This window comes from Parafrankia sp. EUN1f, assembly GCF_000177675.1.
Lineage (GTDB): Bacteria > Actinomycetota > Actinomycetes > Frankiales > Frankiaceae > Parafrankia.
In genome coordinates, this window is the sequence record NZ_ADGX01000069.1 from 21,255 (window position 1) to 45,313 (window position 24,059).

Consider the following 24,059-nt stretch of genomic DNA (forward strand, 5'->3'; position numbering starts at 1 on the left):
CGGTTCGAGGCCGGGGCCGCGGTTCCGGGCCGGAGTCGGGAGTCGGAGTCGGGAGTCGGAGTCGGGAGTCGGAGTCGGTCAGGTGACGACGTACTCGGGGGCGAGCAGGGCGAGGGTGACCAGCTGCCGCGGGTCGTCCCGGGCCGCCGACAGCGCGTCGCGGGTGCGGGTGCTCCACGCCGGCACCGAGAGCAGCCGGGCCGCGGCGTCGACCCGTTCACCGGGCGGGACGTCCGCCACCGCCGACAGGTCGGCCAGGCCGGTGACCGCGGTGGCGAACCGGGTCCGGGTCAGGCTCGCCGCGGTCGTCAGCCAGGCGCCGCCGGCCGGCCAGCCACCCACGCTCGGCGGGACGAACGGGACCTGCCCGAGGCCGCGCAGCACCGCGATCAGGCGGCTCGGCGCCGCCGCACCCGCCGCCCCCGCCCCCGCCGCCGCACCCGGCTCCGGTACCGCGAGCCGCAGCGCGCGGAGCACACCGACGACGTACTCCACCGGCGGGACGACCAGCTGCCCGGCGGTGGCGCGCAGGCCCGGCGCGAGCAGCATCGCGCGCAGCGCCGCGCCGGTGTCGAGACCGGGACCGTAGGCGGCCAGCAGCCCGGCGATCGCCGGATCGCCCGGTGCCACCGGTGCCGCGTACCGGCTCCACAGCCGGGAGCACACCCAGCGCGGGGACGCCGACGCGTGCGTCACGAGGTCGATGACGTCCTCGCCGCCGAGGTTCCCGGTATGCCCCAGCACGGTCTTGGTGCCGGAGTCGTGCTGGCGGGCCAGCACGGTGAACCGCCCGGACCGGTCGGCCCGCCAGCCGGTGAACGCCCGCGCGGCCTCGCGGACGTCGGTCTCGCCGTACGCGCCGATACCGAGGGTGAACAGTTCCATCAGCTCGCGGGCGAAGTTCTCGTTGGCGTTGGCCCTGACGTTGCGGCCGGCGTCCAGCCAGAGCAGCATCGCCGGGTCCTGGGCGACCGCGAGCGTCAGCTCGTCGAACCGGCCGCGGCCGACGCGGCGGAGGATCTCGTTCTGCGCCAGCATCAGGGCCGGTGACCGCACCTTCTGGATGGAGGTGGCGAAGTGGCCGTGCCAGAAGAGAGTCAGCTTCTCGGTGACCGGGTCGGCGGTCGCCACCATGCGGCGCAGCCACCAGCCGATCAGCGCCTCGGTACGCTCCCGCAGGCCCTTCGCGTAGGCGGCGCGGGCCGCCTTGTCAGCGAGGTCCGGGGGTCGGTGATCGGCCTCCCGGTCGAGGTCGGGTGGTGCCACCGCGGCGGGATCCGGGCGGTCGCGTGCTCGCAGCAGGCTGTCGACGGTCGCCTCGAAGCCGGCCTTCTCGGCGGCGTCGAGCTCGTCGGGGCGGGCGCCGAAGCCGGCCCGGCGGAACAGCAGCGCGAGGGCCGCCCGCCCCTCGGCCGGGGCCCGCTCCTCGGCCGGGGTGGGTGGGCTGACCCGGCCCGGCGTTGTGGCGGCTGGGCCGGATGCGGTGGCGAGAGCCATGGCACCGAGGATGGCGGCGCAACATCAGGAACCGGCGAGGGTCCTGTTCGGGTTCGGTAAGGATCCGAATCAGCCCATGCCGGGCGCGAGTCGTCCGCGTGACCGTTTCGCCACCCGGATCGGCTGCCGTTCGGAAAACTTCCGGTCCGTTCCGGTGGCCGACTCCGACCGCCCCCCGTACAGATGTCGAAGCGAGAGTCATTCGACCACACACCGCTACCAATTAGCATACGGAACGCGATGTTCGTCTTTGGCGAATCAGATGCGCAGCGGCGCCCGGCACGGGATTGTCTGTCATGGCGGATCCCGCCGGGTCCCGCCGCCGTCCCGCTCAGCCTCGTCCAGTGGAAGGTCGACCGATGCACTTCGAACTCACTTCGGATCAGGAGCAGCTCAGGGCCGGGGCGCGCGAGCTCGCCCGCAGCTTCGGGGACGACTACTGGGCGGACAAGGACCAGAAGTGCGAGTTCCCGTGGGAGTTCTACAACGCGTTCGCCGAGGGCGGCTGGCTCGGCATCGCCATCCCGACGGAGTTCGGCGGCGGCGGGCTGGGCATCACCGAGGCGGCGCTGCTGCTGGAGGAGATCGCGGCCTCCGGTGCCGGCATGAACGGGTGCAGCACGATGCACCTGACGATCTTCGGCCTGAACACCATCGTCAAGCACGGCAGCGCCGACCTGCAGAAGGAGATCCTGCCCCGGGCGGCGGACGGCTCCCTGCACGTCTGCTTCGGCGTCACGGAGCCGAACGCCGGTACCGACACCACCCGGATCTCCACGTTCGCCCAGCGTGTCGACGGCGGCTACGTGATCAATGGCCGGAAGGTCTGGATCACCAAGGCCGGCGACTCGCAGAAGATGATCCTCATCACACGGTCGACGAAGCGTGAGGAGGTCACCCGTCCCACCGACGGCATGACGCTGTTCCTCATCGACATCGACCGGGAGAAGATCGACCTGCGGGCCATCCCGAAGATGGGCCGCAACGCCGTCTCCTCCTACGAGGTGTTCATCGACAATCTCTTCGTTCCGGAGAGCGCGCGTATCGGCGAGGAGGGCAAGGGCTTCAAGTACCTGCTGGACGGGCTCAACCCGGAGCGCATCCTGCTCGCCCACGAGGCGCTGGGGATCGGGCGCGCGGCCATCGAGAAGGCGACCCGGTACGCCAAGGAGCGGGTCGTGTTCGAGCGCCCGATCGGCCAGAACCAGGGCGTCGCCTTCCCGCTCGCCGAGGCCCAGATCCGGCTGGACGCCGCCGAGCTGATGGCGCGCCAGGCCGCGTGGCGCTACGACCAGGGCCTGCCCTGCGGGCCGCAGGCGAACATGGCGAAGTGGCTGTGCGCCGAGGCCGGGTTCCAGGCCGCCGACCAGGCCGTCCAGACCCACGGTGGGATGGGCTACGCCCGGGAGTACCACGTGGAGCGCTACTTCCGGGAGTCCCGCGTCATGCGGATCGCGCCGGTCAGCCAGGAGATGGTGCTCAACTACGTCTCCCAGCACGTGCTCGGCCTGCCCAAGTCGTACTGAGCCCCCAGCTGCCCAGGTCCCGGAAGGCCGGTGGGTCCCCTCCCGCCGGCCCCGGGAGCGCGCCGGGCTCAGGCCCGGGTGGAGGAGACGAACTCCAGCAGGTCGGTGCTCAGGCGTTCCCGGAAGGTGACGGCCAGGCCGTGCGGACCGCCCTCGTACACCTTGAGCGTCGCGTCCTTGATCAGTTCCGCCGAGCGCTTCCCGCCGACCTCGAAGGGCACCACCTGGTCGTCGTCGCCGTGGATGACCAGGGTCGGCACGTCGAACGCGGCGAGGTCCGGCCGGAAGTCGGTCGCCGAGAAGGCTGCCACGCACTCGTAGGAGCTGCGCAGGCTGGACTGCATGCCCTGGGCCCAGAAGGAGTCGCGGGCCCCCTGCGAGACGTTGCTGCCGGGCCGGTTCGCGCCGAAGAACGGGCCGTCGGCGAACTCGCGGTAGGCCTGGGCGCGGTCGTTGACCAGGCTGGTGCGGATTCCGTCGAAGACCTCGATCGGCAGGCCCTCGGGGTTGTCGTCCGTGCGCAGCATGAACGGCGGCACCGCGGAGACCAGCGCGACCTGCGCCACCCGGAACGTGCCGTGCCGGCCGACGTAACGGGCGACCTCTCCCCCGCCCATCGAGAACCCCACCAGCGTCACGTCGTGCAGATCGAGGTGGTCGATCAGGGTCGCGAGGTCGTCGGCGAAGGTGTCCATGTCGTTGCCGTCCCACGGCTGCGACGAACGACCGTGCCCGCGGCGGTCATGCGCGACGACGCGGTAGCCGTGGGCCGCGAGCGCGACCGCCTGGGATTCCCAGCTGTCCGCGTTCAGCGGCCAGCCGTGGCTCAGCACCACGGGACGCCCCGTGCCCCAGTCCTTGTAGTAGATCTCGGTTCCGTCCTGCGTCGTCACGGCCGCCACGATCGTCCCCTTCTCCGCGTGGGTGGGTGAGGGTTACGTCCCCCTCTCACGCTAGGCCCGCCCACGGGAGAACGCGCACCGATCAGGCACCGATCGACACCGCGCAGCCGCCGACCCGGCCCGACCCGACCCGACCCTGCCCGACCGGCGGCTGCGCGGACAGCCACCGGCCGGCTCAGGCGGCTGTCAGGCCGCGGCGGGGCGGCGGCGCCACGGCCGGAGCAGGCCGCCGGGATCGCGGGCGACCACGCCCGTCACCGCTCCCGAGACGGCACCGCTGACGGTGCCGGTCATCATCGCCGTCACCGCGGCCGCGGCGGTGGGCAGGCGCTGGGCCGGCACGGTGACCCGGGCCCGCGGAGCACCGTCGCACGGGGAGCTGTCACGCAGCGCGGCGAGCTCGTCGAGCCACAGCTGCGCGAACCGGTCGTGGTTCGGCACGCTGTCGCTGGCGACGACCATGACGCCGACCCGGTCGTCGACACCGAACATCGCCACGGCCAGGTGCTGGCGCCCTACCAGCAGCGGGCCCATGCCGATCAGGCCGGTCATCCGCCGGCCGGCGACGGACAGCGGGCCGCGGATGGTCCGCGCGTTGGTCGCGACCAGCGCCATCTTGCTGATCTGGGTCGGGTAGCTGCCGACACTCGCGAGCATGCGCTTGCTGGCGAACCGCGCCATGGCCGGGAAGTGGGCCCGCTCCACCAGGCCGAGGCCGCCCTTCTTCATCCGCGCTGTCGCCTCGGCGATCCGGGCGAGACGGCGGGCCGGGTCGGGCTCGCCGCAGTACAGCGGGACCCGCACCCCGGTGTTGTAGTTCGACAGGACGTCCTGCTCGGCCAGCGTGCGGATGCTCACCGGCATGAGTGCGTGGACGGGACGTGACCCGCTCTCCCAGTCGGCCGGTGACCAGGCGCGCAGCGCGCCGGCGAGCGCGGCGAGGTACACGTCGTTCACGGTCACCCCGTGCTGGCGGGCGATCGACCGCAGGGTGCTCAGCTCGGTGGTGACCCAGCTGTGCCGCGCGGGGCCGGACGGCGGGCCGCCCCAGCCGGCGAGGCGGCGGGTCGGCAGCAGGCAGCCGATGCCACGGCTGACGAACTTCGCGTACTCGACCGGGCGGGGGCGGCGGATCGTCTCCGGCAGGCCCAGGTCGATCCGGTCGCTCTCCCCGAAGAGCAGGTACATGACGCGGTAGAGCGCCATCCCGTCCTGCTGGATGTGGCTGGAGCGGTAGACCATCGCCGTCCGGGTCGCCGCCGGGTCCGGGTCGCGCAGCAGGTAGAGCATCCACGGCGGCCGGGTCATGTCGACGGGCCGGCTGACGATGTCGTCGACGGCCGCCTGCAGCCGGGCGTCACCGAAGCCCGGGTCCCCGCCGATGTGTGCGGCGGCGTCGGCGCCTTCCCCTGCGCCGGCACCGGCACCCGCGTCGGCACCGGCACCCGCGTCGGCGGGAGGCAGGTCGACGACGACGATGTGGTGGTCGAGGTCCACCCCGGGGTCGGAGACCCAGCGGGTCTCCTTCGCCGAGGATCCCCGCTCGGGCGACCAGATCGTCACGGTCTCCAGCCGGTCGGTCAGCATTCGCGCCCGCGGGTCGCGCAGCCGTTCGGCGATGTGCGCCCGCAGCTCGTCGATGCCCACCTGGGGACCGTCGAAGAACAGCAGGGCACCGATGTTCTGGTACTCCCCCGGATTGCGGTCGACGAACGCGAGATACGCCCGGTCGCCGGGGGTCAGCGGGCGCACGTGCGCCGGCGTGTAGTCGGTCTTCCTGAGCGCGCCGAGCAGAGCCATCAGACGCTCCCCCAGCCCGTCCGCGGGCAGTGGGTACAGGTCTGAACCGTCCGGTCGTCAGCCCTGACAAATGGGCGCAACTGCGCGCAAAACGTACCTATACCCATGAACCAATTACAACTGGTCACTAACGCGGTAAGCGTGGCTGTGTCGGACGTCTCCACGCCAGCGTTGTGACACGCACGGCAAGAGGGTGATCGCAAGTAGCGATGGAGAAGGATGAGCTGCGGATACGCCGCGTTCCCCCATGACAACGGTACAACCGGCGCGCGGGCACCAAGGTGGCTCGGCGCCGGCGCGACGGCGGCGAGCGGCTCAGTTCCAGTGCACCGCGAGGCCGTCCCGACGCCCGAACCGCTCCAGGTGCGAGCCCACGACGTCCTTCACCACGTCGAGCTCCTCGGCGGTCGGTGCGGCCGCCAGCAGGTCGAGCGCCTCAGCCCGCGCCGTGAGCGGCCGGGCGGTCCGGGCGGGTCCGGGCCTGGGCCCCGCCACCCCGACCACCTGCCCGGATATCCGCCGGTAAAAGACCCGGCCCGACCTGGGACGGGAAGGCGACAACGCCGGAGGGCACCTTCGGCAGGCACTCCCGAGACGCTGCTCACAGCCCTCCAGAAGGCGCCGCAGATCGTGTTCATCCAGGATTCCCTCCGGCGGGGGCACCGAATCCCGGCCGCGCCGGACGAGCCGGCGGCCACGGCGCCCGCATCGCACCGTCCTAGGCCTTTCTCCCCGCGAATGGGCCGCCCAACCACGCGCCGCCAGAGCTCTGACCAGGTAGAACCCGTGCCAACACCGGGTTCCAGACGTTCCCGGCGCGGCAGCGGAAATCGGTTTCAGCCGCAGCGGCGACCTTCTTTTCCGGCAGCATCCCGAGTTCCCCGGGCTTTCTTCCGACGGCCGGCGACACCATTCTCTGGCGATTTCCAGCACGGCCCCGAGTAGGCCCCAGGGTGATTCTGAACACGATCCGCCCCCGCACCCGAGGCGGAAAATCGGTTGGCAGCGACCGACTACCGCCGCAGTTCTGGTCCGCCACCAACCGCCTCCGCCACCAACCGCCGAAGGTGGACCTTGACGATCCTCGACGCCAACACCACCCCCGGGCTCGCCGGGCAGCCGAGCTCCCACGGCCCGCGGCGCGACGCCGCGCCGCTGCTGCCCGAGCGTGAGCCGGTCCGCGTGCTCGGAACGGAGGCGGCCGGCACGGTCGACCCCGACCTGCTGCGCGATCTGCACCGCCGCCTGGTGCTGGGGCGCCGTTTCAACCAGCAGGCCACCACGCTCGCCCGGCAGGGCAGCCTCGCGGTGTACCCGTCGTCCACCGGGCAGGAGGCGTGCCAGATCGCCGCCGCGATGGTGCTGCGCGAGACGGACTGGCTGTTCCCCACCTACCGCGACACCCTCGCGGTGATGGCCCGGGGCGTGGCGCCGATGGACGTCCTGGCGCTGATGAGGGGTCACACGCACTGCGGCTACGACCCGCGCCGGTACCGGACGGCCCCGCTGTCGACCCCGCTGGCGACCCAGGCCTGCCACGCGGTCGGGCTCGCGCACGCGGCCCGGCTGCGGGCCGCCGGCGACCCGGGCGGTGGTCACGACGTGGTGGCGCTCGCGCTGATCGGCGACGGCGGGACCAGCGAAGGCGACTTCCACGAGGCGCTGACCTTCGCCGGGGTGCTCAACGCGCCCGTGGTCTTCCTCGTGCAGAACAACGGCTACGCGATCTCGGTGCCGCTGACCCGGCAGAGCGCGGCGCCGACGCTGGCGCACAAGGCGGTCGGCTACGGCATCACCGGCCGCCTGGTCGACGGCAACGACGCGCCCGCCGTGCATGCCGTGCTCGGCGCCGCCGTCGAGCACGCGCGGTCGGGCCGGGGTCCGGTCCTCGTCGAGGCCATCACCTACCGACTGGACGCGCACACCAGCGCGGACGACGCGACCCGCTACCGGACATCCGAGGAGGTCGAGGCCTGGCGCGCCCGCGACCCGCTCACGCTGCTGGAACGGCACCTGCGCGGCGCCGGCCTGCTCGACGACGCGGGCCTGGCCGCCGTGACCGCGGCCGCCGAGGAGCTGGCCGCCTCGATGCGGGCCGCGGTGGCGCGGGCGGACACGCCCGACCCGCGGTCCCTGTTCTCCCATGTCTACGCCGAGCCGACCAGCCAGCTCCGTGAGCAGGCGGCGGCACTGGCCGCCCGGCTCGCGGACGAGGCTTCGACCCCCGCGACCCCCGCGACGCCCGCCGAGGCCCAGGCATGAGCGGGGCCGCCGGAACGACCATGGTGCAGGCCCTCAACACCGCGCTGCGCGACGCACTGCGCGAGGACCCCGACGTGCACCTGCTGGGTGAGGACATCGGCGCCCTCGGCGGCGTCTTCCGGGTCACCGACGGGCTCGCCGCCGAGTTCGGGACCCAGCGCTGCCTGGACACCCCCCTGGCCGAGGCGGGCATCCTCGGCACCGCCGTGGGCATGGCCATGTACGGCCTGCGCCCGGTCGTGGAGATGCAGTTCGACGCCTTCGCCTACCCTGCCTTCGAGCAGCTCGCCTCGCATGTCGCCAAGATGCGCAACCGCACGGCGGGCCGGCTGCCGCTGCCCGTCACGATCCGGATCCCGTACGGGGGCGGCATCGGCGGGGTCGAGCACCACAGCGACTCCAGCGAGGCGTACTACGCCCACACCCCGGGCCTGCACGTCGTCACGCCCGCGACGGTCGCCGACGGCTACGGTCTGCTGCGCGCCGCGATCGCCTCCGACAACCCCGTGGTCTTCCTGGAGCCCAAGCGCCTGTACTGGTCCAGCGAGCGGTTCCCGCCGACCGCGGTGGCGCCGATCGGCCAGGCGGTGGTGCGCCGGCCCGGCACCGACGCGACCCTGCTGACCTACGGGCCGTCGCTGCCGGTGTGCCTGCGGGCCGCCGAGGCCGCCAGCGCCGAGGGTCTGGAGCTCGCCGTCGTCGACCTGCGCTCACTGGTGCCGTTCGACGACGAGACGGTCTGCGCGGCGGTGCGCGCCACCGGGCGTGCCGTGGTGGTGCACGAGTCGGCCGGGTTCGCCGGGATGGGTGCGGAGATCGCCGCCCGGGTGACCGAACGCTGCTTCCACCACCTGGCCGCCCCGGTGCTGCGGGTGACCGGGCTCGACATCCCGTACCCGCCGCCGCTGCTCGAACATCACTACCTGCCCGGCGTGGACCGGATCCTCGACGCCGTCGCCCGACTCCAGTGGGAGCAGTGACCTCCGTGGCCGCGGTACGCACCTTCGCCCTGCCCGACCTCGGGGAGGGGCTGACCTCCGCCGAGATCGTCCGCTGGCTCGTCGCGGTCGGGGACGTGATCGTCATCGACCAGCCGGTGGCCGAGGTCGAGACGGCCAAGGCCGTCGTCGAGGTCCCGTGCCCGCACGCCGGCGTGATCACCTCGCTGGCTGGGCCGGCCGGCAGCCAGCTCCCGGTCGGCGCGCCCCTGGTCACCGTGGCCGTCAGCGAGGCCACGGATGAGGCTGCCGGCGCGGCCGCCACGGATGAGGCCCCGGTCAGCCCACCTGAAGGATCGGGCAGGCCCCTCGTCGGCTATGGCGTCCGGGACGAGCTCGGTGGCTTCGGCACCGCCGCCGTGTCCGGTGCGCCGCCGGGACGGACGGTGCCCAAGGTCATCTCGCCGCTGGTCCGCCGGCTCGCGCGCGACCACGCCATCGACCTCACCCGGCTCACCGGTTCCGGACCCGACGGCCTGATCCGTCGCGGGGATGTCGAGAACGCCATCGCCGCCGGTGGGTCTCCGTGGCCGCCGCCCGCCGCGCCGCAGCCGCCGCCGTCGTCAACGACGCAGCCCATGCCGCCGTCGACGGCACATTCAACGGCGCAGCCCACGGCGCCGCAGGCGGCGGCCGGCGCGATCACCGGGCCGGGCGGTTCCGCGGAACCGTCCGTCGTCGCCCTCAGCCCGCTGGCCCGCCACGCGGCGGAGACCTTCGTCCGCAGCCGGCGGGAGGTCGCCGACGCCACCTGCTGGGTCGACGCGGACGCGACCGCCCTGCTGGCGGCGAAGAAGGAGCTGAACCAGGACGCCGGTCCCGGTCCCGGAGCCGGAGCCGCGTCGACGGACGGCGCCATCGGCCTGCTCGCGATCATCGCGCGGATCTGCGTCGCCGCGCTGCTGCGCTTTCCCGACCTGAACTCCCAGGTCGTCACCGATCTGGACGGGCGGGCGACCGCGGTGCGCCGCCACGGTGCCGTCCATCTGGGCTTCGCGGCGCAGACGCCGCGCGGCCTGGTCGTCCCGGTGGTCCGAGACGCGCACGCCCGCAGCACCGCCGCGCTCGCCGCCGAGATCACCCGGCTGACCGCGGCGGCCCGGGCCGGCCGGCTCACCCCCGCCGACCTCGCTGGCGGCACGTTCACGCTGAACAACTACGGCGTCTTCGGGGTGGACGGGGCCACCCCGATCATCCACCACCCCGAAACCTCGATGATCGGCATCGGCCGGATCATCCCCCGGCCGTGGGTGGTGGACGGGGCGCTGGCCGTCCGCAGTGTCACGCAGCTGTCGTTCACCTTCGACCATCGGGTCTGCGACGGGGCGACGGCGGGATCGTTCCTGCGGTTCGTCGCGGACGCCGTCGAGGCGCCCACCCGCCTGCTGAGGTTCCTTTGACGACCCGCCCGGTCCTGCCGGTGGTCGATGTTCCCCGGCAGGTCGGCGACAGCCGCCGCCGGCCCCGTCCGGGAAAGGATCTTTTGCCTGCTCACCCGCAGCGATGCACCTACCTCGGGCCGGAGGGGACCTTCACCGAGGCCGCGCTGGGCACGCTGCCCGAAGCCACCACCCACGAGCTGTTCCCGTCCGCGACGGTGGCCGCCGCACTGGACGCCGTACGCGACGGCGACGCCGCGGCGGCGCTCGTGCCGATCGAGAACTCGGTGGAGGGGCCGGTGACGGCGACCCTCGACGAGCTCGCCACCGGCCAGCCGCTCACGATCCGTCGGGAGGTCCTGCTGCCGATCAGCTTCGCGCTGCTGGTACGTCCGGGCACCACCCTGGACGACGTCAAGAGCGTCACCGGTCATCCGGTCGCCCAGGCGCAGGTGCGGCGCTGGCTCGCCCGGCACCTGCCGCACGCCGTGTGGGAGTCGGCGGCGTCCAACGCCGAGGGAGCCCGGCTGGTCCGGGACGGCCGCTACGACTGCGCCTTCGCCGGCGAGTTCGCCGCCCGCCGCTACGGGCTGGAGGCCCTGGTCACCGACGTCAACGACGCCGCCACTGCGACGACCCGCTTCGTCCTGCTCGGGCCGCCGGGCCGGGCCGCGGCGCCGACCGGCCGGGACAAGACCTCGGTGGTCGTGTGGCCGGAGGCCGACGGCCCCGACGCGCTGCTGGAGGTGCTGCAGGAATGGGCCGTGCGCGGGGTCAACCTGCTGCGGGTCGAGTCCCGGCCGACCGGCGAGGGCCTCGGCCGGTACTGCTTCTCCATCGATGCCGAGGGCCACATCGGCGACCGGCCGGTCAGCGAGGCTCTGATGGGACTGCACCGCATCAGCCGCAAAATCCGCTACCTGGGATCATACGAACGCGCGGACCGGGCGGACGCGACGATGCAGGCCCGCCGGGCCGAACGGAGGTTCGCGCTGGCGGCGGACTGGCTCGCCCGGTGCCTGCATGGTCTCGGCGACAACACGGCGCCCTGACCCGGGAGATCGCGACGGGGGTGGGTGGCGTGGTCGGTGGCGGCCCGATGTCCGGGGTGCGCGTGCTGGAGGTCGCCACCCATGTGTTCGGGCCGGTGGCGGCGGCCGTCCTGGCCGAATGGGGTGCCCAGGTCATCAAGGTCGAGCATCCCGGGACGGGGGATCCCTACCGGGCGCTGACCACCGTCGGCCTGCACCCCGAGTACCGGGGGGTCGACCCGTACTTCCAGTCCGCGAACCGGGGGAAGCGGTCGGTCGGCATCGACCTGACGCACCCGCGGGGACGTGAGCTGCTCGACCGGCTCCTCGCCGGCAGCGACGTGTTCGTGACCAACCTGCGTGAGGGCGCCCGGCGCCGGCTGGGCATCGACGTCGACGACATCCGCGGGCGGCACCCGTCGATCGTCTACGTCCGGGCGAGCGCGTTCGGTGCCCGCGGCCCGGACGCGCACCGCGGCGGCTACGACGCCGGGGCGTTCTGGGCCCGCAGCGGCATGCAGCACCTGCTCGGCTCACCGGGCACGGCGGGTGCGGCGGACGCGGCGGGTGGGCAGTGGCCGGGGCCGCCGCGGCCGGCCTTCGGGGATCTGGTCGCCGGGCTGGCACTGGCCGGCGGGGTCAGCGCCGCCCTGTACCGCCGGGCGACGACCGGGGAGGGCGCGCTCGTCGACGGATCACTGCTGGCCGCGGGCCTCTGGCAGGTTCAGCCGGACATCATCAACTCCTGGATCGACCAGGCCGAGCGCTCAGCCGCGGAACCCGCCGGCGGCCGCACGGAACCGGGCGGCTCCGCGGAACCGGGCGGCAGCACCGAACCGGGCGGCAGCCCGGAACCCGCAGGCAGCGCGGAACCAGGCGGCACCGCGGAACCAGGCGGCTCCACCGGCCCCCGGTCCGTCCGGCACCGGGCCTGGAATCCGCTGATGCTGCCGTACCGGACCGCCGACGGCCGTTTCGTCGCCCTGATGATGCTGTCCCCGGACCGCAACTGGCCCGCGCTCTGCGACGCCCTGGGCCGGTCCGACCTGGCCACCGACCCGCGTTTCGTGGACCTCGACGCCCGGCGCCGCAACGCCCCCGCCTGCGTCGACGAGCTCGACGCGATCTTCGCCGCGCGCCCGCTGGCGGCCTGGCGCGACGCCCTCGCCGGATTCGGGGGCGAATGGGCGGTCACCCAGCATCCGGGTGAGGTGCACGATGATCCGCAGGTGGCCGCCAACGGCTACGTCACCGAGGTCGAGACGGGTGGCGGCTTCGGGATGCCGATGGTCACGACTCCCGTGCAGTTCGACGGACGTCCAGGACGTCCTACCCGCGCGCCCGAGCACGGCGAGCACACCGAGGACGTCCTGCTCGAACTCGGGCTGACCTGGGAGGAGATCCTGCGCCTCAAGGAACACGGCGCGATCCTCTGACGGCAGCTCACCCGTCCCCTGCGGCCCAGCCCGGCCCGGCGAAGCTCGGGAGTTGCCGTCGACTCTCCAGCGACCAGGATCCTGGGCGACGGCCCGCCAGACGATCGGTTGGGCGCAACCACTCCCCTGTCAGCCACAATGTGGCTAATCTCACCGTCTATGACGCGGGACGAGCACAGCGGGGCGCTTCGGCCGTACCGAGCGGTGCGGCCGTCGGAGGAATTACCCGTCACGCCAGCGTGGTGGAGCCACCCACTCACCGGGCTCCTCGCCGCGATCCGCGCACGGCCCGCTGGTGCCGCTGGTGCCGCTGGTGCCGCGGGAACGACTGGAACCACTGGAACCACTGGAACCACCGGGGCCGGGCGCTCCGGAGCCGGGGTCGGCCGTGCTGGCGCCGACCTCGCCGGCCGGACCTTCACCGGCCGGAACCTGCGCGGGGCCGACCTGCGCGGGGCCTTTCTCAGCGGCGCCGACCTGCGCGGCGCGGACCTGCGCGGGGCGTGCCTGCGCGGCGCCGACCTGCGGGACGCCGACCTGAGCAGCGCCGCATTGTCCGGCGCGGACCTGCACGGGGCGCTGCTCGTCGGCACCTATCTCAGCCGCGCCGACCTGCGCGGCGCCGATCTGGGCCGGGTGTACCTGCGCCGGGCTGATCTGCGCGGCGCCTTTCTCGGGCGCGCCGACCTGCGGGGAGCGGACGCCGCCGAGATCGTCCTGCGCGGTGCGGTCCTGCGGGGCGCCGAGGCGACGGGCGCCGTCCTGGCCACCGCGGACCTGCGGGGGGCGGACCTGCGTGGGCTCCGGCTGGCCGGTGCGCGCCTGCTCCGCGTCGACCTGCGTGGGGCGGATGTGCGTGACACCGACCTCGGCGAAACCGTCCTCTGTGCCGCCAGGCTTGATCGACTGCGCTGGTCCACGACGACGACCTGGCCCCGCGACGAGTGGGCTCACCGGGTGCGCTCGGCCTCCCATCGGACCTCCCCCGACGTGTTCGAGGTCGTCGACGGCTCGGCGCGCTGACCCTCGCCGGCTCTCCCCTGCATGACGCTTCGGCCTTACCAGTCGAGTCCGAGACGGGTTCGTCCTACGATCCACTGATGAGGCTGAGCCTGATGAAGCTGAACCCGCGGCGTACGACCACGGTGTGCGCTCCGAGGTCTGCCTGATGGGCCTGTTCCGGCGCCGCCCGGACGCGGCGCGTGACGACGAGCCGGCCCCGACCTTCGGCGGGCGGACGTTGAGCCGGCTGTTCGGGGTCTCCTGCACCGAGTGCCGGCTCGGGCCCGCGTCGTTCACCCGGGTCGCGGCCGAAGCCTACGCCTGGGCCAACACCCACAACGAGCTGCACCACCCGGCCAGGTCCTCCGCCCGGGTCGTCACGCACCGCTGACCACGACTAGCGGACCGCGGGCTCACCCGCCGCCGCCGACGGCGACGGCAGCCGAGCGGGGTGCCTGGTGAGCGAGGGCAAGATGTTCGCCGGCGAGGTCGATCATGATACCCGACCCGTCCGCCACCTCGCCGGCGACCAGGGCCCGACCGATGCGGGTCTCGACCTCCCGCTGGATGAATCGGCGCAGCGGCCGGGCGCCGAACACCGGGTCGAAACCCTCCCGGGCGATGAACTTCCGGGCCTCGTCGGTGATCTCCAGTGTGATCCGACGCTCGGCCAGGCGGACGCGCAGGTCCGCGAGGAGCAGGGTGACGATCCGCTCGATCTCGACCAGGGTCAGCGGCTTGAACAGCACGGTCTCGTCGAGCCGGTTGAGGAACTCCGGCCGGAACCGCTCCCGCAGCTCGGCCGTCACCCGGGAGCGGGCCTCCTCGTCGATGTCGCCGTCCGGCCCCACCCCGTCGAGCAGCCACTGTGAGCCGATGTTCGACGTCATGATGATGACGGTGTCGGAGAAGGAGACCGTGCGGCCGCGGCCGTCGGTGAGCCGGCCGTCGTCGAGGACCTGCAGCAGCGTGTTGAAGACGTCGGTGTGCGCCTTCTCGATCTCGTCGAGCAGGACGACGCTGTACGGCTTGCGGCGCACGGCCTCGGTGAGCTGACCGCCCTCCTCGTGGCCCACGTAGCCGGGCGGCGACCCGATGAGCCGGCTGACGGTGTGGCGCTCCTGGTACTCGCTCATGTCGATGCGGATCATCGCGTCCTCGGAGTCGAACAGCGCCTCGCACAGCGCGCGGGCGAGCTCGGTCTTCCCGACCCCGGTCGGGCCGAGGAACAGGAAGGATCCGACCGGGCGCCGCTGGTCCCGGATGCCGGCCCGGGCCCGGATGACCGCGTCGGCGACCAGCCCGACGGCCTCGTCCTGGCCGACGACCCGCTCGTGCAGGATGTCGTCCAGGCGCAGTAGCTTCTCCCGTTCGCTCTCGACGAGGCGGGAGACGGGGATGCCCGTCCAGCGGGACACGATGTCGGCGATCTCGTCCTCGGTGACCTGCTCGCGCAGCAGCGGCTGGCCCTGCTGGCGCCCGCCGAGCCGGTCCTCCTCGGTGGCGAGGCGCCGGCGCAGGTCGGGCAGCTTCCCGTGCCGCAGCTCGGCGGCGGTGTTCAGGTCGTAGGCGCGTTCGGCCTCCTCGGCGTGCCGGCGCACCTGCTCAACCTCCTCGCGCAGGTCCCGCACCCGGCGGATCGCCTGGCGCTCGGACTCCCACCGGGCCCGCATGGCGTCCGCCTCGGCACGCAGGTCGGTGAGCTCCTTGCGGAGCTGGTCGAGCCGGGCGACGCTGGCCGGGTCGTCCTCCTTGGCCAGCGCCGCCTCCTCGATCTCCAGCCGGGTGACCCGTCTGGTGGTCTCATCGAGGGCGGCCGGCATGGAGTCGATGTCGGTGCGCAGCATGGCGCAGGCCTCGTCGACGAGATCGATCGCCTTGTCGGGCAGGAACCGGTCGCTGATGTGGCGATGCGACAGCACCGCCGCCGCCACCAGGGCGCCGTCCTGGATGCGCACCCCGTGGAAGATCTCGAACCGTTCCCGCAGCCCGCGCAGGATCGAGATCGAGTCGGGGACGGACGGCTCGTCGACCGCCACCGGCTGGAACCGGCGCTCGAACGCGGCGTCGGACTCGATGTGCCGGCGGTACTCCTCCACCGTCGTCGCGCCGATCAGGTGCAGCTCGCCGCGGGCCAGCATCGGCTTGAGCATGTTCCCGGCGTCCATCGCGCCTTCGGCCGCACCGGCGCCGACGACCGTGTGCAGCTCGTCGACGAACAGCAGGATCCTGCCCTGCGCGGCCTTGACCTCGGCCAGGACCGCGGTGAGCCGCTCCTCGAACTCGCCGCGGTACTTCGCCCCGGCGATCAGCGCCGCCAGGTCCAGCTGGAACACGATCCGGTCGCGCAGCCCCTCGGGGACGTCCCCGTGGTGGATGCGCTGGGCGAGGCCCTCGACGATCGCCGTCTTGCCCACCCCCGGGTCACCGAGCAGCACCGGGTTGTTCTTCGTCTTCCGGGAGAGGATCTGGATCACCCGGCGGATCTCGGCGTCCCGCCCGATGACCGGGTCCAGGCGGCCCTGTGCCGCGGCGGCGACCAGGTCCTGGCCGTACTTCTCCAGCGCCTCGTAGGTCGCCTCCGGATTCGGCGAGGTCACCCGCTGGTGCCCGCGGATCCCGGACAGGGCGCCCAGCAGCTTCTCCCTGGTCACGCCACTGCCGGCAAGGAGGCGCCCGGCCGCGGTAGCCGGGCCCTCCTCGGCGAGGGCGAGGGCGAGATGCTCCACCGAGACGTAGTCGTCGCGCAGCCGCTCGGCCTCGCGCGCGGCGGTGTCCAGCAGGCGGGCCATCCGCTGGGTCACGTACACCTCGCCCGGGCGCGCACCCGGCCCGGACACCCGCGGCCGCCGGTCCAGCTCGGCCGTGACCGCCTCCGCCAGCGCGGCCGGGTCGGCGCCGACGTCCGCCACCAGCCGCCGGACGAGGCCTTCGGACGGTTCGAGCAGCGCGGCGAGCAGATGCTCGCCGTCGACCTCGGCGTTGCCCTGCCGGACGGCGCGGGCCTGTGCCTCGTCCAGCGCCTCGCGGGACTTCTCGGTCAGCCGGTTCATGTCCATCTGTGCAGCACCTCGCCTCGGGCGGGTCGGGCGGCTCGCAGCAGCCGTTCCAGATCGTCGATGCGGTCGAGCAGGTCGAGCACGACCCCGGACGCCGTGTAGGTGATCCCGAGATCGCGCCGCAGCCGTTCGATGCGCCCGGCGCGGGCCACCGCACGCACTTCCAGGACGTACCGGCCGCCCGGGTCGGTCTCGGCGTCGAGCAGGCCCAGCGCGACCAGCCGGCGGACCAGGTCGGGATGCAGCTGGGTCACGGCGCAGAACGCGTCGAGCTCGAGGCGGTCGGGGCCACCGGGACGGTCCGCGCCGCCAGTGCGGTCGGGGCCACCGGGGCCGTCGGGGCCACCGGGGCCACCGGGGCCACTGCCCGCGGGACGGTGGCCCCGCGACTGGACCCGGACGAGCAGCGCGTTCATGCCGCCTCCCTCACCTTCATGCCGCCTCCCTGGGGTTGAAGGAGGAATCCCGGGCGAGCTCGCGGAACAGCTCCGTCTCACGTTCCGTCGGGCTGGCCGGGACCATGATCCGAACCTGCGCGTACAGGTCACCGCCGCTCGGTTGTTTCCGTCCGGGCAGGCCCCGGCCTCGCAGGCGCAGCCGGCGGCCGCTGGAGGTGCCCGCCGGCACGGCGAGGCTCACCCGCTCGCCGTCCGGCGTGTCCAGGCTGACCGTGGTCCCCAGCGCGGCCTCCCACGGTGTCAGCGGCAGGTCGGTGTGGACGTCGCGCCCTTCGACCCGGAACCGCGGGTCGGGCAGCAGCCGCACCACCAGGTACAGGTCGCCGGCGTTCCCGCCGCCCCGGCCGCGCCCGCCCTGGCCGGCGAGCCGCAGCCGCTGGCCGTCGCGGATGCCCGCGGGGATCGTCACCTCGATCTCCCGCGGGCCGTCGGCGCCCGGTAGCGTCACCCGGCGCCGCCCTCCGTGGTACGCCTCGCTCAGGGTGGCCTGGATCTCCGCCTCCTGGTCGGCACCGGGCACCGGGCCGGCACCGCCCCGTCGGCGGGAGAAGGCGTGCGCGCCCATGCCGAACAGGTCGCCGATGTCGAACCCCTCGAACCCCTCGAAGCCGCCGCCGAGTCCCCCTTCGAAGCCGCGAAAGCCCGCCGCGTCCTCGAAACCGAACCGCTGGCCGGCTCCTCCGGCCCCGGCCCGACCGCCTCGGCGGGCGCCGGCCCGCGCCCCTGCCGCCCAGTGCTCCGCCCCCTCGGGGACGCGGCGGAAGTCGGCGCCGAACCGGTCGTAGCGGGCGCGGGCACCCGGGTCGGAGAGCACGTCGTACGCCTCGGACAGATCCTTGAACCGTTCCTCGGCCGACGGATCGGAGTTGATGTCCGGGTGGTACTTCCGGGCAAGCTTGCGGTACGCCCGCTGGATCGCGTCCGAGTCAGCGTCCCTTGGAACGCCGAGGACCTCGTAGAAGTCCTGGCCGGTCGCCCCGGTCGCGCCGCCGCTCACGGCGACGTCCCCGGCGGCGTCCAGGCCGGTCGCCCCGCCGACCTCGGCCCCTCCGGCCGCGGCGATTCCGGCCGACGACCCACCGTCCATGGCGTCTGCGGCGCCCGTGGCGCCTGCGCCGTCTGCGGCGTATGCGGTGTCCCCGTCTGCGGGCCGGCGCTCACCGCGACCGACGCGGGCCGCAGCACCCGGCCGTCCGCGGCGAACCCGGAACGCAGGACGTCCATCACGGTGCCGGCGGGCGGCGGGTCCGGTGTGGTCGAGACGTCGACCACCGCGCCCACCTCGTGCCGGTTCGGGTCGAACGGGCCGTGCTCGTCGTCCAGCCGGACGACACCGCAGCGACGCAGCGCCTCCAGCGCGAGCTGGCGCACCCCGCGCACCCCGTCGAGCAGCGAGGCGGGTTCAGCGGACGCGTGCGACAGTGCCAGCTCCAGGTGATCGAGCACGGGCAGCCAGGCGAGCACGACCCGGTCCCGCTCGGCGGTCCGGGCCGCCGCCAGCTCCCGGCCGGTGCGGCGGCGGAAGTTGTCGAAGTCGGCCAGCGTCCGCAGCTGTCGGTCCCGGCATTCCTCCAGCTCGACCGCCAGGTCTGTGGCCGCCGGCGCCTTCTCGGGACGCCCGTTCTCAGTCATCGCCGCGGGTGGTGAACTCGGCGTCGATCACATCGTCGCCTGCCGCACCGCCCCTTCCAGCACCAGCCCCGCCAGCCCCGCCAGCCGCACCAGCCCCACCGGGCCCGCCGGCCGCACCGGCTCCACCGGGCCCGCCGGCCGCACCGGCACCGGCTCCCGCTCCCGCGGAGCGACCGCCGCTCGGCGCCGACGCCGTCTCCCGCGCCGTCGCCGACGGCAGGCCGTAGAGCACCTGCTGAAGATCGTTCACCAGCGGGCGGACCCGGTCGAGTTCGGCCCGCTCCTCCAGCGCCCGACGCGCATCGGTGATCAGCTGATCGGCACGGGCCCGCTCGTGCACCGGCACCTCGTCGCCGAGTTCCGTCAGCCGACGTTCCACCTGGTAGACGATCGTGTCGAGCTGGTTACGGGCGTCGGCGTTCTCGCGCAGCGCCGCATCCTCCGCACGGTTGCGCTCGGCGTCGGCGATCATCCGTTCGATGTCCTCCGACGGCAGGTTCGTGTTCTCGGAAATGGTGATCTGCTGTTCCGCGCCGGTGTCGGCGTCCTTCGCGGTGACCTTCAGAATGCCGTTGGCATCGATGTCATAGGTGACGTTCACGCGGGCCTCGCCGCGAGCCGCCGGGCGTATTCCCTCCAGCCGGAAACGGCCCAGCGTCCGATTGTCCGCGGCCATCTCACGCTCGCCCTGCAACACCACGATGTCGACGGCCGACTGGTTGTCCTCGGCTGTCGAGAACGTCTCCGTGCGCCGCGCGGGAATCGTCGTGTTGCGCTCGATCACCTTGGTGCTCACACCACCGAGCGTCTCCACTCCGAGCGAGAGCGGGGTGACGTCGAGCAGCAGCACGTCGGACACCTCGCCCTTGAGCACCGCGGCCTGCACGGCGGCACCGACGGCGACGACCTCGTCCGGATTGACGGTCATGTTCGGGTCCTTGCCGGCCGTGAACCGGCGCACCGCGGCCTGCACCGCCGGCATTCTGGTCGCACCCCCGACCAGAATGACCTCGTCGACGTCCTGCTCCGCGGTCTTCGCGTCCTTCATCGCCTGGCGCAGCGCGGGTGTGCACCGCTCCAGCAGGTCGGACGTGCTCGCTTCGAACTGCGCCCGGGTGAGCGTCGTGCTCAGGTGCTGGGGCCCGTTCGCGTCGGCCGTGATGAAAGGCAGACTGACCTGCGTCTGGGTGACCGACGAAAGCTCGATCTTGGCTTTCTCCGCCGCCTCGAACAGCCGCTGCAGCGCCTGCGGGTCCTTACGCAGATCGATACCGGACGTCTTCGCGAAGTCGTCCGCGAGGACGTCCACCAGGCGGCGGTCCCAGTCGTTGCCGCCCAGGTGGGTGTCACCCGCCGTCGCCCGCACCTCGACGATGCCGTCACCCACGTCGAGAACCGAGACGTCGAACGTGCCGCCACCGAGGTCGAACACCAGGACGGTCTCATGCGACCGTTTCTCCAGCCCGTAGGCGAGCGCCGCGGCGGTCGGCTCGTTGATGATCCGCAGGACCTCCAGGCCGGCGATCCGGCCGGCGTCCTTGGTGGCCTGTCGCTGCGCGTCGTTGAAATAGGCCGGCACGGTGATCACCGCTTCGGTGATCCGCTCCCCCAGGAACCGGCCGGCGTCGTCCACCAGCTTGCGCAGCACCATCGCCGAGATCTCCTCGGGCGCATACCGGCGCCCGTGCACCGCGATCCGGACGGCGTCGTCCTTTCCCGCCTCCAGATCGAAGGTGACGGTCTTGAGCTCACTGGCCACCTCGCTGTAGCGGCGGCCGATGAACCGCTTCACCGAGGTGATCGTGCCCTTCGGGTTCAGGATCGCCTGCCGGCGCGCCAGCTCACCCACCAGCCGCTCGCCGCTCTCCGTGAAGGCGACCACCGACGGTGTCGTGCGCGAGCCCTCGGAGTTGGGAACGACGGTCGGTTGACCGCCCTCGACGACCGCGATAACCGAGTTGGTCGTCCCCAGGTCTATTCCAACAGCCTTTCCCACAATGTCCTCCCGCTGGGGGATCGTCCTGCGCAGCGTTGCCACCGAAAACAGGCGGTTGCCACCGAAAACCGTGACGGGCACGCAGGACCGCCGGCGATGTCTCACCGGACTCACCGGACCGATCCGGCGCTGTCTCACCGGACCGATGGCGCCTGACTGTGCGATACCACTGGTTGCCGGTCCAAAACTCGGCGAGCATTCGGCGGGCCCGTGACGACTCCCGCCGTACCAGCCGTGCCGGCCAGGCCGATCAGGCCGATCAGGCCGCCTGCGCCAGCCCGAGTTGCCGGTCGGGCCGCTCGGACAGACCATCGCCGGGTAGCCGATCGAGGCCATCCAGGGAGGTACCACGATCATGTCTCAACCTGTGCGCGCAGGGTCCGACCAACCGCTGCCGACCGTCCGCTGGGACCCGTTCCGCGAGATCGAGGACGCCTGGACCCGAATGGGGAGCCTGCTCGGGGACGTGGTCGGAGGCGAACGCCGGCCCTACGGCGTCCTGGCCGGCCGGACGCCCGGCCTGGACATCGAGGAGACCGACGACGCCTTCATCGTGGAGCTGGAGCTGCCCGGCGTCCGATCCGAGGATCTGTCGATCGACCTGCGGGACAACGAGCTGACGGTCAGCGGCGAAGTCAGGGAACGGGAGGCCCGCGGAACCCTTCGCCGCCAGGGCCGGCGGACGGGCCGGTTCGAGCACGCGATCGCCGTCCCCGGCGAGGTCAACCCGGATACGACAACCGCCAGCCTCGACTGCGGCGTCCTGACGCTGCGCCTACCGAAGGCCCACAGCAGCCAGCCCCGCCACATCAGCATCTCCGAGCCGACATCCACGGAAACGACCTGACATTCAGCGGCGCCCGTAGGAACGCTTCCCGATCAGAGTCAGGCTTCGCCGGATGTCGAGGCGGACACGTCGGCGAGTGACGCCTTGGCGGTCCGCGTCGAGGGGTGGCCGGGGCCGAGCACCCGCGTTCCTCGGGCCCCACCGGTCGGCATCCTGCGCAACTCACCGAGAACGCCGATGGGGAGGCACGCCGAACCGCTTCCGGTGCGACTGATGATAAGCACCTGTTCGTGGCATTGTTCGTCCGTCACCGCATCGACGCGACCATGGGTGACGTCCTGGCCGCCCTGCTCGCCCTGGCTGCGGGGGCCACCGGGGTTTGGTCCCGCACCGGCCGCCAGTCAGCGGGCGGCTCCGGATCCGGGCTCCCGACCGGTGCCATCGCCGGAGCGACCAGGTGGGGACAGCTCGAGGACGGCCTGCTGTGCCTGTCGGTACGGTCCGCCTTCCACCTGCTGCTGAGCGTCGCCGAGGTTCCCCCCGGAAGCGAGGTCGCGATCTCCGCGGTGACCCACCCGGACATGGTGCGGGTCATCGAGCTGCACGGGCTGCGGGCCGTCCCCGTGGACATCGACCCCGGCACGCTCGCCGTCGACGAGCGGGCACTGGAAACGGCCATCACCGAGCGGACCCGGATCATGGTCGTCACGCATCTCTTCGGCGCTCGGTCGTCGATGGATGCCGCCGCACGGGCAGCACGCGACCACGGATTGCTCCTCGTCGAGGACTGCGCGCAGTCCCTGCAGGGGCCGGACGACCGGGGTGATCCGCGGGCGGATGTGTCCCTGTTCAGCTTCGGGCTGCTCAAGACCGCGACCGCGATGGGCGGGGCGGTCGCCTGGGTGCGCCCGCCCGGGCTCGCCGCCGCCATGCTGGCCCGGCAGGAGGGCTGGCCCGCACAGTCCCGGAGCTCCTACGCAGCGAAGGTGCTCACCTGCATGGTGGCGCTCGTCGCGTCCCATCCGGTGCTGTACGGGCTCCTTTTCGGTGGGGGGCGGCGACTGGACCCGACCGCTCTGGTGCGTTCCCGGGTCCCGCGGGACGAACCCGGCTTCACCTGGTGGCTGCAGCGCGGGCCCTGCGACGCGCTGGCCCGGACCATCGCCCGACGGTTGGCCCGGTTCCCCTCGCACCGGCTGCGCCGCCGCACCGAGGCCGGAGAGGCCTTCGCCGCCGCGCTCGGGCAGAGGGTGTCCCGGCCGGGCGCCACCGCGCCGCGGCACACCCACTGGGTCTTCCCCGTCACCGTTGACGACCCGGACCGCGTGGTCCGTGAGCTGCGCGCCGCCGGCGTCGACGCAACGCCGGCCACCAGTCAGATCGCCGCGGTCGAACCCGCACCGCCGGGCGCCGCCAGGGTGCTCGCCGGCCTGGTCTTCCTCCCGGCCTACCCCGGGCTGCCCGCGGCGCAGCGGGACCTGACAGCGGCCGCTGTCGCCACCGCCGACTGAGGCCGCGACAACCAGTTACCCGCACCGGAAACCTCGGGTTCAGCGACACCGACCCGTCAGGGGTGCGAGGCGGCGAGGGCCGGGTGCGGGATGCGGTCGTGGGCCGCGAGGGTGGCGAGCGCGCGCACCGTCACGATGCCGCGCCATTCCACCGTCTGCGCCGGTGACCATCCGAGCCAGTCGAACGTCCACCCGCCGTCCGCCCGCTGCCCCTGTTCGAGCCGGTCCAGCCCTGCGCCGATCTGCTCGTCGCTGAACAGGGCCCGGCTGCGCAGCCCCGGCCGCGGGGACAGGTCCAACGCGGTGAGCCGCTCGGCCTCGGTGCCGCCGGGCACCGGGATCGAGCCGTCGGCTCCGATGTGGGGGCGCAGCGCCTCGATCGATCGCCCGGCGTGCTCCGCGTCGGGTACCCGGTCGAGAAAGTCCAGCGCGAACTTCAGCACATAGCCGCCGAGCGCCCCCGGATCCGCCAGCGCCGCCCAGCACCATTCGGTCGCACGCTCCAGCCACGCCCGCGTGGCATCGGCGGCATGTACGTGCGGCGCGGCACGTGCGAGCAGCTGCCGCAGAACACCCGCGAACGCGAACGTCAGCTGGGATCCTCCCTCACTGGGCACCATCCACGGCGCGTGCGGATGGGCCGCCGCACCGGGGTGAGCACCAGGCCGAGCGCATCCGGCCGCGGGCTGCGCACGTGCAGGAAGTGGATTCGCTGGCCATCGATCTCGGTGACGAACTGCGGGTAGCTGTTCAGCTCGGCTTCCGCGGCACGCCAGTCGTACC

Annotated in this window: 20 protein-coding genes and 1 pseudogene; 10 read left to right on the forward strand and 11 right to left on the reverse strand. The window is 73.0% G+C overall.

The features are described 5' to 3' along the window. Positions 1 to 78 precede the first annotated feature (78 nt). Positions 79 to 1,497 (reverse strand): DUF1800 family protein, encoded by a 1,419-nt coding sequence (locus tag FREUN1FDRAFT_RS20670; protein WP_006542116.1) that lies wholly within the window; start codon positions 1,495 to 1,497, stop codon positions 79 to 81. Positions 1,498 to 1,856: 359 nt separating this feature from the next. Between FREUN1FDRAFT_RS20670 and FREUN1FDRAFT_RS20675 the strand changes: the two genes are divergently transcribed. After that, positions 1,857 to 3,023, forward strand: a complete 1,167-nt coding sequence (locus FREUN1FDRAFT_RS20675; protein WP_006542117.1) for an acyl-CoA dehydrogenase family protein — start codon at positions 1,857 to 1,859, stop codon at positions 3,021 to 3,023. A 68-nt stretch (positions 3,024 to 3,091) separates the two neighbouring features. On the opposite strand, the gene FREUN1FDRAFT_RS20680 is transcribed toward FREUN1FDRAFT_RS20675, so the two are convergent. The 3 genes from FREUN1FDRAFT_RS20680 to FREUN1FDRAFT_RS20690 form a co-directional block, all read right to left on the reverse strand. Further along, on the reverse strand, positions 3,092 to 3,925 hold the full coding sequence (locus tag FREUN1FDRAFT_RS20680) for an alpha/beta fold hydrolase (RefSeq protein WP_006542118.1): 834 nt from the start codon (positions 3,923 to 3,925) through the stop codon (positions 3,092 to 3,094). A 186-nt stretch (positions 3,926 to 4,111) separates the two neighbouring features. Next, positions 4,112 to 5,725: a WS/DGAT domain-containing protein gene (locus FREUN1FDRAFT_RS20685; protein WP_006542119.1), complete on the reverse strand. Its 1,614-nt coding sequence runs from the start codon at positions 5,723 to 5,725 to the stop codon at positions 4,112 to 4,114. Between the two features lie 315 nt (positions 5,726 to 6,040). Continuing rightward, complete coding sequence (locus FREUN1FDRAFT_RS20690; RefSeq protein WP_006542120.1) at positions 6,041 to 6,220, reverse strand: DUF2218 domain-containing protein; 180 nt, start codon at positions 6,218 to 6,220, stop codon at positions 6,041 to 6,043. 579 nt (positions 6,221 to 6,799) lie between these two features. Here FREUN1FDRAFT_RS20690 and FREUN1FDRAFT_RS20695 point away from each other — a divergent pair. From FREUN1FDRAFT_RS20695 to FREUN1FDRAFT_RS20725, 7 genes are all read left to right on the forward strand, one after another. Continuing rightward, complete coding sequence (locus FREUN1FDRAFT_RS20695; RefSeq protein WP_035952663.1) at positions 6,800 to 7,987, forward strand: thiamine pyrophosphate-dependent enzyme; 1,188 nt, start codon at positions 6,800 to 6,802, stop codon at positions 7,985 to 7,987. After that, positions 7,984 to 8,967 carry an alpha-ketoacid dehydrogenase subunit beta gene (locus FREUN1FDRAFT_RS20700; RefSeq protein ID WP_006542122.1) on the forward strand — a complete coding sequence of 328 codons (984 nt, stop codon included), beginning with the start codon at positions 7,984 to 7,986 and terminating at the stop codon, positions 8,965 to 8,967. The genes FREUN1FDRAFT_RS20695 and FREUN1FDRAFT_RS20700 overlap by 4 nt, the downstream gene beginning before the upstream one ends. Before the next feature lie 5 nt (positions 8,968 to 8,972). Beyond that, a complete protein-coding gene (locus tag FREUN1FDRAFT_RS20705) occupies positions 8,973 to 10,385 on the forward strand; it encodes a dihydrolipoamide acetyltransferase family protein (protein ID WP_035952693.1) in 1,413 nt (470 codons plus the stop codon). Between the two features lie 83 nt (positions 10,386 to 10,468). Further along, entirely contained in the window at positions 10,469 to 11,416 is a 948-nt protein-coding gene (gene pheA / locus FREUN1FDRAFT_RS20710; RefSeq protein WP_035952696.1) for a prephenate dehydratase, read from the forward strand. A gap of 47 nt (positions 11,417 to 11,463) precedes the next feature. Then, on the forward strand, positions 11,464 to 12,831 hold the full coding sequence (locus FREUN1FDRAFT_RS46570; protein ID WP_006542125.1) for a CaiB/BaiF CoA-transferase family protein: 1,368 nt from the start codon (positions 11,464 to 11,466) through the stop codon (positions 12,829 to 12,831). A 159-nt stretch (positions 12,832 to 12,990) separates the two neighbouring features. Further along, on the forward strand, positions 12,991 to 13,854 hold the full coding sequence (locus tag FREUN1FDRAFT_RS20720; RefSeq protein ID WP_006542126.1) for a pentapeptide repeat-containing protein: 864 nt from the start codon (positions 12,991 to 12,993) through the stop codon (positions 13,852 to 13,854). A gap of 124 nt (positions 13,855 to 13,978) precedes the next feature. Then, positions 13,979 to 14,224 (forward strand): hypothetical protein, encoded by a 246-nt coding sequence (locus FREUN1FDRAFT_RS20725; protein ID WP_232295310.1) that lies wholly within the window; start codon positions 13,979 to 13,981, stop codon positions 14,222 to 14,224. Positions 14,225 to 14,246: 22 nt separating this feature from the next. On the opposite strand, the gene clpB is transcribed toward FREUN1FDRAFT_RS20725, so the two are convergent. Genes clpB through dnaK form a run of 5 tightly spaced genes read right to left on the reverse strand, consistent with a single transcriptional unit; the run spans position 14,247 to position 20,978 of the window. Beyond that, positions 14,247 to 16,892 carry an ATP-dependent chaperone ClpB gene (clpB, locus tag FREUN1FDRAFT_RS20730; RefSeq protein ID WP_006542128.1) on the reverse strand — a complete coding sequence of 882 codons (2,646 nt, stop codon included), beginning with the start codon at positions 16,890 to 16,892 and terminating at the stop codon, positions 14,247 to 14,249. Continuing rightward, complete coding sequence (locus tag FREUN1FDRAFT_RS46575) at positions 16,883 to 17,308, reverse strand: chaperone modulator CbpM (RefSeq protein ID WP_006542129.1); 426 nt, start codon at positions 17,306 to 17,308, stop codon at positions 16,883 to 16,885. The genes clpB and FREUN1FDRAFT_RS46575 overlap by 10 nt, the downstream gene beginning before the upstream one ends. Before the next feature lie 16 nt (positions 17,309 to 17,324). Next, a complete protein-coding gene (locus tag FREUN1FDRAFT_RS20740) occupies positions 17,325 to 18,347 on the reverse strand; it encodes a DnaJ C-terminal domain-containing protein (RefSeq protein WP_006542130.1) in 1,023 nt (340 codons plus the stop codon). Continuing rightward, complete coding sequence (gene grpE, locus FREUN1FDRAFT_RS20745) at positions 18,344 to 18,982, reverse strand: nucleotide exchange factor GrpE (RefSeq protein ID WP_006542131.1); 639 nt, start codon at positions 18,980 to 18,982, stop codon at positions 18,344 to 18,346. The genes FREUN1FDRAFT_RS20740 and grpE overlap by 4 nt, the downstream gene beginning before the upstream one ends. After that, positions 18,975 to 20,978, reverse strand: a complete 2,004-nt coding sequence (gene dnaK, locus FREUN1FDRAFT_RS20750; protein ID WP_035952704.1) for a molecular chaperone DnaK — start codon at positions 20,976 to 20,978, stop codon at positions 18,975 to 18,977. The genes grpE and dnaK overlap by 8 nt, the downstream gene beginning before the upstream one ends. A 355-nt stretch (positions 20,979 to 21,333) precedes the next feature. Here dnaK and FREUN1FDRAFT_RS20755 point away from each other — a divergent pair, with 355 nt between their 5' ends. Both FREUN1FDRAFT_RS20755 and FREUN1FDRAFT_RS20765 read left to right on the forward strand, forming a co-directional pair. Continuing rightward, positions 21,334 to 21,825, forward strand: a complete 492-nt coding sequence (locus FREUN1FDRAFT_RS20755; RefSeq protein ID WP_006542133.1) for an Hsp20/alpha crystallin family protein — start codon at positions 21,334 to 21,336, stop codon at positions 21,823 to 21,825. Positions 21,826 to 22,055: 230 nt separating this feature from the next. Next, positions 22,056 to 23,276 carry an aminotransferase class I/II-fold pyridoxal phosphate-dependent enzyme gene (locus FREUN1FDRAFT_RS20765; RefSeq protein WP_035952669.1) on the forward strand — a complete coding sequence of 407 codons (1,221 nt, stop codon included), beginning with the start codon at positions 22,056 to 22,058 and terminating at the stop codon, positions 23,274 to 23,276. Positions 23,277 to 23,332: 56 nt separating this feature from the next. Here FREUN1FDRAFT_RS20765 and FREUN1FDRAFT_RS20770 read toward each other — a convergent pair whose 3' ends face one another. Then, entirely contained in the window at positions 23,333 to 23,896 is a 564-nt protein-coding gene (locus tag FREUN1FDRAFT_RS20770; RefSeq protein WP_006542135.1) for a hypothetical protein, read from the reverse strand. A 32-nt stretch (positions 23,897 to 23,928) separates the two neighbouring features. Beyond that, positions 23,929 to 24,059 (reverse strand): annotated as a pseudogene (locus FREUN1FDRAFT_RS20775) (epoxide hydrolase N-terminal domain-containing protein); the annotation flags it as partial.